Genomic DNA, 12,768 nt, shown 5'->3' on the forward strand with positions numbered 1-12,768 from the left:
ATTGCAGAGATAATGTAGACCTGATAAGCATAGCGCATCAGGCTGCTTTGCGTTTGTCATCAGTCTCTGATTAGTACTCGATCCATGGATCGCGCTTGCTTTCAGGCAAGGGCTGATCTAATGCCTGCATTTGCTCTGCCGAAAGTCCGGTATATCGTTGTATCCATTCAGGATCCGCCCCATTCTGCAACAACAATCGGAGGAGGCTCTGTTCCCCTTCTTCTTTCCCTTCTTTCCTCCCCCTCTCCCTTCCCAACAGCCATCCATCATTATGAATTCGCTCTGCAATCGTCATTATTCGCTCCCTGTGTTGTGGCATTCGACTGGTTAGTTCGCTGATAAACTCTTTAAAACTCGCTTCATCGCCAGCCAGTAAAATGTAATTTAACAGCGCGGTTATCTGGCTGTCATTAGCGCACCCTGTAACCAGTAATACTGCCAGTTGATCAATAAGCCCCATTAGATCGCGCTGGCGAATATGCTTTTGGATCAACTCCAACAGGGCGACTCTGCGATGCTGCACAATCTCGTCGTCTGGCACGACAGTGATATCCACCAGCGGGAACGCGGCGTTATAAACTTTCCGTGCGGTAGTCGGGTCGGCAAATTCGTCCAACCAGCACAGGGACCAGGGATAAGGACTACGGCTACCGTGATAAAACAGCATCGGGATGACCAGCGGTAGCGGCCGGCGTTTATCATGCTCGATATGGCGTTGCATCACCGCCATGGAATAGCGCATCAGGCGAAAGGCCATATGAATATCCTCACGGCTCTGATGTTCAATCACCACATAGATATAACCATCGCCTTCGCGGGTCTTTACCGACCACAGAATATCGGAATGTAGCGCCCGCAATTTTTCATCGACAAAGCTGGCGGATTCCAGTTTTAAGCTGTCGAGATCGCACAGCTCACGTAAATCTTTAGGTAAGTGGATCTCCATAAAATCCCGCGCGGTGTCAGGGTGCGTGAGAAAGGATTTAAATAATGCGTCATGCGGCGTGCTGCTCGTGAAGTTTGTCATGGCGATCCGTCACCTGTAGATAAGATGGCCCGACTTTAGCGACTAACAAAACCATTCTCACCTGGCAATTTCCCGTTCCCCGAGGCGCTTTCCAGGCTATTTTTATTCTTCTGCAAACGATACATTTTTATGGAAGATATCTCGCTTTTTGCGTTTTCTTACCGTCAGGCTCTATTCTTACGATATGAATAAAATCATTGAACTCCGACGCGCCAAAATGCTGGCGCTCTCTTTGCTGCTCGTTGCTGCCGCGACTTTTATCGTTACGCTGTTTTTACCGCCTAATTTTTGGGTGAGCGGCGTGAAGGCGATTGCCGAAGCGGCGATGGTCGGCGCGCTGGCGGACTGGTTTGCGGTGGTGGCGCTGTTTCGCCGCGTGCCGATACCGATTATTTCTCGCCATACGGCGATTATTCCGCGTAATAAAGACCGGATTGGCGAAAATCTCGGCCAGTTCGTGCAGGAAAAATTTCTCGATACTCAATCGCTGGTAGCGCTAATCCGGCGTCATGAACCGGCGTTGTTAATTGGCAACTGGTTTAGTCAGCCGGAAAACGCCCGTCGCGTTGGACAGCATCTGTTGCAGATCATGAGTGGTTTTCTCGAGCTGACCGATGATGCGCGTATTCAACGTCTGCTTAAGCGTGCGGTGCATAAGGCGATCGATAAAGTGGATCTTTCCGGCACCAGTGCACTGATGCTGGAGAGCATGACCAAAAACGATCGTCATCAGGTGCTGCTCGATACGTTAATCGCACAACTGATCGCCCTGCTGCAACGAGACAAATCGCGCAAGTTTATCGCCCAGCAGATCGTCCGCTGGCTGGAGAGCGAGCATCCGCTGAAAGCCAAAATTTTGCCTACTGAATGGCTGGGCGAACATAGCGCGGAGTTGGTTTCTGACGCCGTGAATTCTTTGCTTGATGATATCAGCCGCGATCGCGCACATCAGATCCGCCATGCGTTTGATCGCGCTACCTTCGCGCTGATCGAGAAACTGAAAAACGATCCGGAAATGGCGGCGCGTGCCGATGCCGTGAAAAGTTATCTGAAAGAAGATGAAGCATTTAACCGCTATCTTGGTGAATTGTGGGGAGATTTGCGGGAGTGGTTGAAAGCGGATATCAACAGCGAAGATTCTCGCGTGAAAGAACGTATTGCTCGTGCAGGACAGTGGTTTGGCGAGACGTTAATTGCCGATGATGCCCTGCGCGCCTCGTTAAATGGTCATCTGGAACAGGCCGCGCACCGCGTCGCGCCAGAGTTTTCGGCATTCCTGACTCGCCACATCAGCGATACGGTAAAAAGCTGGGATGCGCGCGATATGTCGCGGCAGATCGAGTTAAATATTGGCAAGGACCTCCAGTTTATCCGTGTTAACGGCACGCTAGTCGGCGGTTGTATTGGTCTGATTTTGTATTTGTTGTCGCAGATCCCGGCCTTGCTACCCTTCAGCAATTTTTAGGAAGCGATAAAAATTATGCCAGGGGCGAACTGAGAAAAGCAGCTACAGTTTCAGCAAAATCGATAATGCCCCTACTTCTATTTTTCTGATCTGGTGGTCAGTGAAGCTATCTGCGACAGCAAAAAGAAAATGTACGAATACATGGCGGCGTTTAAACCTGTTCATGTAATGCAACAGCCGAACGGCGTTAAGGATTCATTAAGATCGCTACGTATACTTCTCGATATCTTATTGATTTGCCTTAAAGGGATTACCGTGACAAAAAGTATTTCGTTAAGTAAACGCATCTCCGTTATTGTGATTCTTTTTGCCATTGTGGCAGTGTGTACTTTCTTCGTGCAATCTTGCGCCCGTAAAAGCAATCATGCAGCGTCATTTCAGAATTACCACGCCACCATTGATGGCAAAGAAATTGCAGGCGTAACGAATAATATCTCCTCGCTGACCTGGTCGGCACAGAGCAATACCCTGTTTAGCACTATCAACAAACCTGCCGCCATTGTTGAAATGACCACCAATGGCGATTTGATCCGCACTATTCCTCTGGATTTTGTTAAGGATCTCGAGACGATCGAATACATTGGCGATAATCAGTTTGTCATTAGCGATGAGCGCGATTATGCCATTTATGTGATTTCACTGACCCCAAACTCGGAAGTAAAAATCCTCAAAAAAATAAAGATCCCGCTGCAAGAATCCCCAACCAATTGCGGTTTTGAAGGGTTGGCCTACTCTCGTCAGGATCACACTTTCTGGTTTTTTAAAGAGAAAAACCCGATTGAAGTCTACAAAGTTAACGGGCTGTTAAGTAGCAATGAATTGCACATCAGCAAAGACAAGACACTACAACGGCAATTTACTTTAGATGATGTGTCCGGCGCAGAATTTAACCAACAAAAAAATACGCTTCTGGTGCTGTCTCATGAATCACGCGCACTCCAGGAAGTAACGCTGGCTGGCGAGGTTATCGGTGAAATGTCACTAACCAAAGGCAGTCGAGGTTTGTCGCATAACATCAAACAGGCCGAAGGGGTTGCGATGGATGCCTCTGGTAATATTTATATCGTTAGCGAACCAAATCATTTTTATCGCTTTACCCCTAAATCATCACATTAACAGGCTGGCATGTTTCACCTTTTTGTTATTAACTTGTTAACTACAAAAAATACAAACAAGGTTAAACATGCCCCCGTCCTCGCATCCCGTAGAACGCTTTTCTTTCAGCACCGCGCTTTTCGGGATGCTGGTTCTGACCTTAGGTATGGGATTAGGTCGCTTCCTTTATACACCTATGTTGCCCGTCATGATGGCGGAAGGGGCGTTTTCATTTAGCCAGCTCTCGTGGATTGCCAGCGGCAACTACGCGGGGTATCTGGCTGGCAGTCTGCTATTTTCGTTTGGCGCATTTCACCAGCCGTCGCGCCTGCGCCTATTTCTGTTGGCTTCTGCCCTGGCGAGCGGATTGTTGATCCTCGCAATGGCATGGTTGCAGTCGTTTTTTCTGGTGTTATTGATTCGCTTCCTGGCGGGTGTCGCCAGCGCCGGAATGCTGATTTTTGGTTCGACGCTGATTATGCAGCACACGCGCCATCCTTTTGTGCTGGCAGCTTTGTTTTCTGGCGTTGGCATTGGCATCGCACTGGGCAATGAATATGTTCTGGCTGGCCTGCATTTTGCCCTCTCCTCGCAAACGTTATGGCAAGGCGCCGGGGCGCTTTCTGGCATGATGCTGATTGCACTTACGCTTTTAATGCCCTCGAAAAAACACGCCATCGCACCAACGCCATTGGCAAAAACGGAGCAACAGATAATGAGCTGGTGGTTACTGGCTATTCTGTACGGCCTGGCGGGATTTGGTTATATCATCGTCGCGACTTACCTGCCGCTCATGGCGAAAGATGCAGGTTCGCCATTGTTAACCGCCCATCTCTGGACGTTAGTCGGCTTATCAATTGTGCCTGGTTGCTTTGGCTGGCTATGGGCAGCAAAACGTTGGGGGGCTTTACCCTGCCTGACGGCGAATTTACTGGTGCAGGCTATCTGTGTGCTGCTTACTCTCGCCAGCAACTCGCCTCTCTTGCTTATCATCAGTAGTATCGGTTTTGGCGGTACCTTTATGGGCACGACATCTCTGGTGATGACTATCGCCCGCCAACTGAGCGTACCGGGAAATCTCAATCTTTTAGGCTTTGTGACGCTCATTTACGGCATTGGGCAAATCCTCGGCCCGGCGCTGACCAGTATGCTCGGCAATGGAACATCGGCGCTTGCCAGCGCCACTCTCTGCGGCGCGGCGGCGTTGTTTATTGCTGCGCTTATCAGCACAGTGCAATTATTTAAGCTACAAGTGGTCGCTTCATAAGGGCAGTTTCCCTTACCACTCAAGAAACTCAACCGCAACCGTTGATGTCAGCCAGACCCCGTTTTCTGCTTGCCAGAAAGGGATCCCTCGTTTCGCCATTTCCTGTGCTTTGACGGTTAAGATAACCGGCGAACCGTGTCTTGCCCCGACTTTGCGGGCCGTTGCTTCATCAGCAGAGAGATGCACATGATGACGCTCCCCTGCAATCAGCCCCTGTTTTTTTATCGCCTCAAGAAAACGGCTTGCCGTACCGTGGTAGAGAAATTGTGGCGGTGTTTTTTCGGTGAAGGCAATGGCGACCTGCGAAGTCGAATGCCCCTGAACGGCGCGAATGCACGTACCATCACTGGAATAACTAAAGCGCTTCTTATCGCTGGTTGCGACCACAGTCTCCAGTAATGCGCGGGTTAACCGCTTGCCCGCTTTTTGTGCACAGAGTATGAGCTTATCGATATCCGCCCATCCTTCACGGTCCAGCACGATGCCAATCGCCTCCGGTTTATGTCGGAGGACAAAACTTAAAAACTTGCTCGTCTCTGCCAGCTCTTTGTCGTTGTATTTTGCCATTTTGCATTCGTCCTTGTATTCGCCGCCTTTACTCACCAGCTGTCATTGTCACTGTGTTTATGAATTTTCTGCAACTCAATCCTTACAGGAAGGTTCTCCTCGCAGCGTAATTTTTCCACTATGCAAAAAACGCATAGCCAGAAACATACTTGCATTTTCCCCATACCCACATGGCTGATAAGGTTTTTCAGCTCCAGGAATTTTCCTGGTAGTCACAACACACATACACAAAAAAACAATGGGGATTGTTATGACACAACAAGGGGATGCTGTAGCTGGGGAGCTGGCGACAGAAAAAGTGGGTGTTAAAGGGTATCTGGCCTTTTTTCTCACGATTATCTTTTTTTCCGGAGTTTTTTCCGGGACAGACAGTTGGTGGCGCGTTTTTGACTTTTCCGTTCTGAACGGATCGTTTGGGCAACTGCCTGGTGCGAATGGAGCTACCACCTCGTTTCGCGGCGCAGGTGGCACAGGAGCTAAAGATGGCTTTCTCTTCGCGCTGGAACTGGCACCGTCAGTGATTCTCTCGCTGGGAATTATCTCGATTACTGATGGTCTTGGCGGATTGCGCGCCGCGCAGCAGTTAATGACACCCGTGCTAAAACCGTTGTTGGGCATTCCAGGCATCTGTTCACTGGCGCTCATCGCCAACCTGCAAAACACCGATGCCGCCGCTGGTATGACTAAAGAACTGGCGCAGGAAGGGGAAATTACCGAGCGCGATAAAGTGATTTTCGCCGCTTATCAAACCAGCGGTAGCGCCATCATCACCAACTATTTCTCTTCTGGCGTCGCCGTATTTGCCTTTCTGGGGACGTCCGTAATCGTACCTTTAGCTGTCATCCTGGTGTTTAAATTTGTCGGTGCCAACATTTTGCGCGTCTGGCTTAACTTCGAAGAACGTCGCAACCCAACGCAAGGAGCGCAAGCATGACAACTCAGGTCCGCAAAAATGTCATGGATATGTTTATCGATGGCGCACGCCGTGGCTTTACTATCGCCACCACCAACCTGCTGCCGAACGTGGTGATGGCATTTGTCATTATTCAGGCACTGAAAATTACTGGTCTGCTCGACTGGGTGGGACATATCTGTGAACCGGTGATGGCGTTGTGGGGATTGCCCGGCGAAGCGGCAACTGTCCTTTTAGCCGCATTGATGAGTATGGGCGGCGCAGTCGGCGTTACCGCCAGCCTGGCGACCGCTGGCGCATTAACCGGCCACGATGTCACCGTTTTACTTCCCGCGATGTATTTAATGGGCAACCCGGTGCAAAATGTTGGTCGCTGCCTGGGAACAGCCGAAGTGAATGCCAAATATTACCCGCATATCATTACGGTCTGCGTGATTAACGCATTGCTGTCGATCTGGGTTATGCAGCTTATTGTTTAACAAGGAGTTACCATGATTGATTATTCCGCAGCCGGTTTTACCCTGTTGCAGGGAGCGCATTTGTATGCGCCGGAAGATCGGGGAATTTGCGATGTCCTCGTCGCTAACGGCAAGATTATTGCCGTTGCCAGTGACATCCCTTCTGACATCGTACCGGACTGCACGGTTGTCGATCTCAGCGGGCAGATCCTCTGCCCAGGTTTTATTGATCAACACGTCCATTTAATTGGCGGCGGCGGCGAAGCTGGCCCTACCACACGTACGCCGGAAGTGGCATTAAGTCGTCTGACAGAAGCGGGCGTCACGTCAGTGGTTGGTCTGCTCGGCACCGACTCTATCTCTCGCCACCCGGAATCCTTACTCGCCAAGACTCGTGCGCTCAATGAAGAAGGCATCAGCGCCTGGATGCTGACCGGTGCTTATCATGTGCCTTCCCGTACCATTACAGGCTCGGTGGAAAAAGATGTGGCGATTATCGATCGCGTGATTGGCGTGAAATGCGCCATCTCTGATCACCGCTCAGCCGCGCCGGACGTTTATCACCTGGCCAATATGGCGGCGGAATCCCGCGTTGGAGGTTTGCTCGGCGGTAAACCTGGCGTCACCGTGTTCCACATGGGCGACAGCAAAAAGGCGTTACAGCCCATCTATGACCTTCTTGAGAACTGCGACGTACCCATCAGCAAGTTGCTGCCGACCCACGTTAACCGCAACGTTCCGTTGTTTGAGCAGGCGCTGGAGTTCGCGCGCAAAGGCGGCACCATCGATATCACCAGCAGCATTGACGAACCGGTCGCCCCTGCCGAAGGTATTGCCCGCGCCGTTCAGGCGGGTATTCCGCTGGCCCGCGTTACCCTTAGCTCCGACGGCAACGGCAGTCAGCCGTTCTTTGACGATGAAGGGAATTTAACGCATATCGGTGTTGCGGGTTTTGAGACGTTGCTGGAAACCGTGCAAGTGTTAGTCAAAGACTATGGCTTTAGTATCAGCGATGCCCTGCGTCCACTCACCAGCAGCGTCGCTGGTTTCCTCAACCTGACCGGTAAAGGCGAAATTCTGCCGGGCAATGACGCAGATCTGTTAGTGATGACACCGCAGTTGCGTATTGAGCAGGTATACGCTCGCGGCAAACTGATGGTCAAAGACGGCAAAGCGTGTGTGAAAGGAACGTTTGAAACTGCATAAGCAGTTGTCAGCCGCCCGAATGGACGTAGAATGCCCGCAAGGGCGGCTGACAGAGTAAAACGCAATGGATGACAATGGTTCGGTCTTGCATAATATTGAAACCAAATGGCTTTACGATTTTTTAACGCTGGAAAAATGCCGTAACTTTTCCCAGGCGGCAGTCAGTCGCAACGTATCACAACCGGCATTCAGCCGCCGGATACGCGCGCTGGAACAGGCGATTGGCGTTGAATTGTTTAACCGCCAGGTAACACCGCTACAACTCTCGGAACAAGGGAAAATATTCCATTCGCAGATCCGCCATCTGTTGCAACAGTTAGAGAGCAACCTTGCAGAACTCCGTGGTGGCAGCGATTACGCGCAACGCAAAATTAAAATAGCCGCTGCACACTCTCTTTCCCTCGGGCTGTTACCGTCCATTATCAGCCAGATGCCGCCGCTCTTTACCTGGGCGATTGAAGCTATTGATGTCGATGAAGCAGTCGATAAACTGCGCGAAGGGCAAAGTGACTGTATTTTTTCGTTTCACGACGAAGACTTACTGAAAGCGCCGTTCGACCACATTCGGTTGTTTGAATCACGTCTGTTCCCCGTCTGCGCCGTTAACGAACAGGGGGAAGCGCTTTTTAGCCTCACGCAGCCGCACTTTCCTCTACTCAACTACAGTCGTAATTCCTACATGGGGCGATTGATTAACCGCACCCTGACGCGCCACGGCGAGTTAAGTTTCAGCACCTTTTTCGTGTCTTCCATGAGCGAGTTATTAAAGCAGGTTGCCCTCGACGGCTGTGGGATTGCCTGGCTACCGGAGTACGCCATACAACAAGAAATTCGCAGCGGGCAGCTCATTGTCCTGAATCGAGACGAATTAGTTATCCCGATTCAGGCCTACGCATACCGGATGAACACACGGATGAATCCCGTTGCAGAGCGTTTCTGGCGTGAACTGCGCGAGCTGGAGATTGAACCTGGCTGAAAGTTTTCTGTAGAAAATCTTCCAGCGCTGGGAATTATGATTGAGGTTCCTGCCGCAGTCATGATTGCAGACAAATTAGCCAGTGAAGTCGATTTCTTTTCCATCGGCACCAACGATCTGACGCAATATATTATGGCGGCAGACAGAGGAAATAGTACCGTCGCAGAACTGGTCGATTATCGTAATGACGCGGTGATTAACGCTATTGCTATGGTGTGTCAGGCCGGACGTAATAATGAAATTCCGGTCAGTATGTGCGGCGAAATGGCTGGAGATACCCAGCAAACAGCACGACTGCTCACCATGGGGATTGATAAGCTCAGTGCCAGTCCATCCCGACTTCCGGCCTTGAAAGCAGCAATCAGAACCTCCCACTAATTGTGACCTAACGCGATACGTCTTGCGCGTATCGCGTTTCCCGTCATTTACTGCGGCATCGTGCGATGCCAGCTCCCCTTCTGCCAGACCAGGTCAAACGTTAGCGGCTCATCATCGTGGTATAGCATCATCTCCAGACTAATGACCAACTCGTGGCAATAGACTGCTTTCAGATTGACCTGCAATGCCGCAATACGTGGCTCATGAAATAAAAGCGCGGAACGTAACTGGCGGCAATACCAACTCTGGAGAAGCTTGTCGCTCTGATTATGCCCTTGCCACTCAGGCATGCCTGAAACAAGTAATATTGGTAGCGGTGAATGGGGAGAACTAAAAAGTTGAAAGAGATCCCGGCATACGGAATCACGCAGCGATAACGTATTGTTCCCTGTACTTTCAGGTAATACCGTCTGAACTGATTGGCGCATCATTTTGCGCACTCCTGACGTTTAGTGGCATCTGTATCCTGCCCTGGCTGCTGGACACCACTGGGTTGATGCTCATATTCCATAATCATTCCTTTATGCTCATTGCGTCCCTGGCACTTTCATAAGGGATTTATAAGATCCGCCAAAGATAAAACACTGTACAGAAAAGAATATCCACTGACTTTTTATTTAAAAAGGTATCATTTGACAAAAGTCATTAAACATAACGGAAATACGTTAACATATTCCGATTATTCCGAATAATTTCTCAGCGTTAAACTGATATATAATTATTCCAAAACAATATATCGTACGTAATGATTAAATTACGCATAATATATTCTGCAGAACATAATTAATTATTCAGGGAACATACATAGTGCAAAGCGGTTCAACTTTGCACCAGAAATGAGGGATCAGGCGTCCACTTTATCCAACGGCCACGAATCAAACAGATAACCATCGAAATAGATGTCATCGACGTTAGAGAACTCCAGCAAGCGCTGCTTCACATTCTCCAGATGCTGCCACATCGCCAGTTTTGCCGCGCGGGCATCTTTCTTGATTAACGCAGCCAGGATTTGTTTGTGATCGTCCAACCACTCTTTGCGGTATAAGCTGTCATCGAGATGGCTATGTAACTGGATCCACATTGGATTATTTTCCCGCCACTCCCAGGACTGACGGAACAGTTCCACCAGCATGCTGTTATGCGTCGCTTCGGCAATGGCGAGATGGAACTGCATGTCACCGCTTTCGCTGCTGCCCGGCGCACTGGAGGCCAGTTCACGCTCTTCCAGTTGCAATGCCTGACGCATTTTAACGATGTCTTCGCGGGTAGCCTGCAAAGCGGCAAACTCGGCGATGTTACTTTCCAGCAACTGGCGCGCCTGTAACAATTCAAAAGGACCGGCGTCATTGCAGACGTTGGCCTCTGCGCTCTCTGCATTATGGCTGGGTAAACTGTCGAGCACATAAATACCGGCACCACGTCGTACTTCTACCAGCCCTTTGATCTCCAGCATGATCAGTGCCTCACGCACCACCGTGCGGGTGACATCCAGCATTTCTGCGATTTCACGCTCCGGCGGTAGCCGTTCGCCAGGATTGTACGGCGTCTTAAGGATCAGATCGCGGATCATCGCCCCAACTTCCTGGTAAGGTCTTTGCGCAGAGGTGGCAGATTTCATGATGTTGTGTCCGTTAGATGCGATTAATCAAATTATTGCCGGATGCGGCGTGAACGCCTTATTCGGCCTACAAAGAGTGCGTATTCAATAAATTGCGATTGATCCGTAGGCCCGACAGGCTTGCTTACCGGGCAATTTTACGTTGACCGTTAATTTCAAACTATACCATTAGCACTGGAGGTTGGCACGTACAGGTGGGCAAAAAACGAAAACTGGTCAACCAAATATAATTTTGATTGACCAGTAAGTCTGTAGGGTAATCAGTCAGTTACAGTGCAGCCACACACTCACGCGCGCCGCGCTCGCACAGCTGCTGATATGCCGCAGTCACCGCGCCAACAAAGTCTGCATTTTGCGGCAGATCATCGGCAAAGATACCGCTCAGGCCCAGCAACGCTTTCACGCGGTCTGCGCCCTGATACTGCGCATTGATCTTCTGGAACTCGGCCTGCATCGGGTCTACCACGTCAATGGCATTACCCTGCTCATCCACGCCCTGGGTGTAACGCATCCAGCCAGCCACGCCCAGCGCCAGGTGACGCCAGCTACCGCCGTTTTGCAGGTGCAAACGCACTGGGTCCAGCAAACGCTGCGGTAACTTCTGGCTGCCGTCCATCGCAATCTGCCAGGTACGGTGACGCAGAGACGGGTTGCTGAAACGCTCGATCAGCAGCGTCGCATAGGCGTTCAGATCAGTCCCTTCCGGCATCGACAGCGTTGGTGCTTGTTCCTGCATCATCAGGGCAAAGGCCGCTTTGCGATAATCCGGGTTAGTCATGGTGTCGGCAATGGTTTCATAGCCGCCGAGGTAACCGAGGTATGCCAGGAAAGAGTGGCTGCCGTTAAGCATACGCAGTTTCATCATTTCGAACGGTACAACATCGGCAACAAACTGCGCGCCGACTTTATCCCAGTCCGGACGACCATTAACGAAGTTATCTTCAATTACCCACTGACGGAATGGTTCGCAGGCAATGGCGCACGGGTCATAAACGCCCAGCTGGTCAGCAATTTCCTGCAACGTTTCAGGCGTCGCCGCCGGAACGATGCGGTCAACCATGGTGCACGGGAAGGTGACGTTCTCTTCAATCCATTCCGCCAGTTGCGGGTCACGCGCCTGAGCCAGCCCCAGAACGGCAACTTTCGCCACATGACCATTTTCACGCACGTTGTCACAGGACATCACCGTAAACGCTTTCAGCCCTTTTTCACGACGCAGACGCAGGGCTTCTACGATATAACCAATCGCGGACTTCGGCGCAGTCGGATTTTCCAGATCGTGCTTGATCAGCGGGTTATTGAGATCCAGCTGACCGCTTGCCGCATCGGCACAGTAGCCTTTTTCCGTGACCGTCAGGGAGACAATCGCCGTCTGCGGACGCGCCATCGCGTTGAGAATACCTTCGCAACCGTCGATTTCCGGATGCAGGGCTTCTTTCATCGAACCGATAATTTTCAGTTCGGTGCTTTCCGCGCCTTTTTCCGCCACGGTGTACAGCAGTTGCTGTTTTTTCAGGTTTTCGATCAGCACACGGTCGTTACCTGGCATCAGGTTAACTTCGCAGATACCCCAGTCGCTGTCGGTGCTTTCCAGCAGGTGATGGGTATACAGCGCCTGGTGCGCGCGGTGAAACGCCCCGCAACCGAGATGCACAATGCGTGATTCCAGACGAGAATGATCCCATGACGGGCGGGCAACCGGCAGATTGCTGTCAACAATAGTAGTCATCGTAAACTCCAGAATCCGTCTTCAGAGAGTGACGGCAAGGAAGAAGGAACCGGCACGGCGCGCAGCCAT

General features: G+C 50.8%; 12 protein-coding genes and 2 pseudogenes. 9 read left to right on the forward strand and 5 right to left on the reverse strand.

From position 1 onward, the window contains the following. Nucleotides 1–70: 70 nt before the first annotated feature. A complete protein-coding gene (locus D9736_RS05865) occupies nucleotides 71–1,027 on the reverse strand; it encodes an Rpn family recombination-promoting nuclease/putative transposase (RefSeq protein ID WP_130257912.1) in 957 nt (318 codons plus the stop codon). 184 nt (nucleotides 1,028–1,211) lie between these two features. Between D9736_RS05865 and D9736_RS05870 the strand changes: the two genes are divergently transcribed. The 4 genes and pseudogenes from D9736_RS05870 to D9736_RS05880 all read left to right on the forward strand — a co-directional run bounded on the left by D9736_RS05870 (nucleotide 1,212) and on the right by D9736_RS05880 (nucleotide 4,854). Next, nucleotides 1,212–2,492 carry a DUF445 domain-containing protein gene (locus D9736_RS05870; protein WP_130257913.1) on the forward strand — a complete coding sequence of 427 codons (1,281 nt, stop codon included), beginning with the start codon at nucleotides 1,212–1,214 and terminating at the stop codon, nucleotides 2,490–2,492. Between the two features lie 34 nt (nucleotides 2,493–2,526). Then, nucleotides 2,527–2,687, forward strand: a pseudogene (locus D9736_RS23545) (2-hydroxyacyl-CoA dehydratase family protein); the annotation flags it as partial. 60 nt (nucleotides 2,688–2,747) lie between these two features. Beyond that, the gene (locus D9736_RS05875) at nucleotides 2,748–3,608 is read left to right on the forward strand and encodes a YjiK family protein (protein WP_130257914.1); all 861 of its coding nucleotides are present in this window, start codon (nucleotides 2,748–2,750) and stop codon (nucleotides 3,606–3,608) included. Nucleotides 3,609–3,675: 67 nt separating this feature from the next. Next, on the forward strand, nucleotides 3,676–4,854 hold the full coding sequence (locus D9736_RS05880; RefSeq protein ID WP_130257915.1) for an MFS transporter: 1,179 nt from the start codon (nucleotides 3,676–3,678) through the stop codon (nucleotides 4,852–4,854). 12 nt (nucleotides 4,855–4,866) lie between these two features. Here D9736_RS05880 and kptA read toward each other — a convergent pair whose 3' ends face one another. After that, the gene (kptA, locus tag D9736_RS05885; protein WP_130257916.1) at nucleotides 4,867–5,421 is read right to left on the reverse strand and encodes an RNA 2'-phosphotransferase; all 555 of its coding nucleotides are present in this window, start codon (nucleotides 5,419–5,421) and stop codon (nucleotides 4,867–4,869) included. 250 nt (nucleotides 5,422–5,671) lie between these two features. On the opposite strand from kptA, the gene D9736_RS05890 reads away from it, so the two are divergent. From D9736_RS05890 to D9736_RS05910, 5 genes and pseudogenes are all read left to right on the forward strand, one after another. Next, the gene (locus tag D9736_RS05890; protein ID WP_001298014.1) at nucleotides 5,672–6,355 is read left to right on the forward strand and encodes a nucleoside recognition domain-containing protein; all 684 of its coding nucleotides are present in this window, start codon (nucleotides 5,672–5,674) and stop codon (nucleotides 6,353–6,355) included. After that, entirely contained in the window at nucleotides 6,352–6,813 is a 462-nt protein-coding gene (locus D9736_RS05895) for a YjiG family protein (RefSeq protein WP_089565898.1), read from the forward strand. The genes D9736_RS05890 and D9736_RS05895 overlap by 4 nt, the downstream gene beginning before the upstream one ends. 12 nt (nucleotides 6,814–6,825) lie before the next feature. Continuing rightward, entirely contained in the window at nucleotides 6,826–7,998 is a 1,173-nt protein-coding gene (gene iadA, locus D9736_RS05900) for a beta-aspartyl-peptidase (RefSeq protein ID WP_130257917.1), read from the forward strand. Between the two features lie 64 nt (nucleotides 7,999–8,062). Beyond that, nucleotides 8,063–8,974 carry a hypochlorite stress DNA-binding transcriptional regulator HypT gene (hypT, locus tag D9736_RS05905; RefSeq protein WP_130257918.1) on the forward strand — a complete coding sequence of 304 codons (912 nt, stop codon included), beginning with the start codon at nucleotides 8,063–8,065 and terminating at the stop codon, nucleotides 8,972–8,974. A 12-nt stretch (nucleotides 8,975–8,986) separates the two neighbouring features. Then, nucleotides 8,987–9,352 (forward strand): annotated as a pseudogene (locus D9736_RS05910) (putative PEP-binding protein); the annotation flags it as partial. A 47-nt stretch (nucleotides 9,353–9,399) separates the two neighbouring features. Here D9736_RS05910 and iraD read toward each other — a convergent pair. From iraD to D9736_RS05925, 3 genes are all read right to left on the reverse strand, one after another. Further along, complete coding sequence (iraD, locus tag D9736_RS05915) at nucleotides 9,400–9,783, reverse strand: anti-adapter protein IraD (RefSeq protein WP_033555723.1); 384 nt, start codon at nucleotides 9,781–9,783, stop codon at nucleotides 9,400–9,402. Nucleotides 9,784–10,196: 413 nt separating this feature from the next. After that, nucleotides 10,197–10,970 carry a Uxu operon transcriptional regulator gene (gene uxuR, locus D9736_RS05920; protein ID WP_130216613.1) on the reverse strand — a complete coding sequence of 258 codons (774 nt, stop codon included), beginning with the start codon at nucleotides 10,968–10,970 and terminating at the stop codon, nucleotides 10,197–10,199. A gap of 268 nt (nucleotides 10,971–11,238) precedes the next feature. Beyond that, nucleotides 11,239–12,699 carry a fructuronate reductase gene (locus D9736_RS05925; protein WP_130257919.1) on the reverse strand — a complete coding sequence of 487 codons (1,461 nt, stop codon included), beginning with the start codon at nucleotides 12,697–12,699 and terminating at the stop codon, nucleotides 11,239–11,241. Nucleotides 12,700–12,768 lie beyond the last annotated feature (69 nt).

Origin of the sequence: Escherichia sp. E10V10, from assembly GCF_004211985.1 — a bacterium.
Lineage (GTDB): Bacteria > Pseudomonadota > Gammaproteobacteria > Enterobacterales > Enterobacteriaceae > Escherichia.

Excerpts from the sequence above, each read along its gene's own strand:
- D9736_RS05865 (WP_130257912.1), bottom strand. The coding sequence starts at position 1,027 with ATGACAAACTTCACGAGCAGCACGCCGCATGACGCATTATTTAAATCC.
- D9736_RS05870 (WP_130257913.1), top strand. The coding sequence starts at position 1,212 with ATGAATAAAATCATTGAACTCCGACGCGCCAAAATGCTGGCGCTCTCT.
- D9736_RS05880 (WP_130257915.1), top strand. The coding sequence starts at position 3,676 with ATGCCCCCGTCCTCGCATCCCGTAGAACGCTTTTCTTTCAGCACCGCG.
- kptA (WP_130257916.1), bottom strand. The coding sequence starts at position 5,421 with ATGGCAAAATACAACGACAAAGAGCTGGCAGAGACGAGCAAGTTTTTA.
- D9736_RS05890 (WP_001298014.1), top strand. The coding sequence starts at position 5,672 with ATGACACAACAAGGGGATGCTGTAGCTGGGGAGCTGGCGACAGAAAAA.
- D9736_RS05895 (WP_089565898.1), top strand. The coding sequence starts at position 6,352 with ATGACAACTCAGGTCCGCAAAAATGTCATGGATATGTTTATCGATGGC.
- iadA (WP_130257917.1), top strand. The coding sequence starts at position 6,826 with ATGATTGATTATTCCGCAGCCGGTTTTACCCTGTTGCAGGGAGCGCAT.
- hypT (WP_130257918.1), top strand. The coding sequence starts at position 8,063 with ATGGATGACAATGGTTCGGTCTTGCATAATATTGAAACCAAATGGCTT.
- iraD (WP_033555723.1), bottom strand. The coding sequence starts at position 9,783 with ATGATGCGCCAATCAGTTCAGACGGTATTACCTGAAAGTACAGGGAAC.
- uxuR (WP_130216613.1), bottom strand. The coding sequence starts at position 10,970 with ATGAAATCTGCCACCTCTGCGCAAAGACCTTACCAGGAAGTTGGGGCG.
- D9736_RS05925 (WP_130257919.1), bottom strand. The coding sequence starts at position 12,699 with ATGACTACTATTGTTGACAGCAATCTGCCGGTTGCCCGCCCGTCATGG.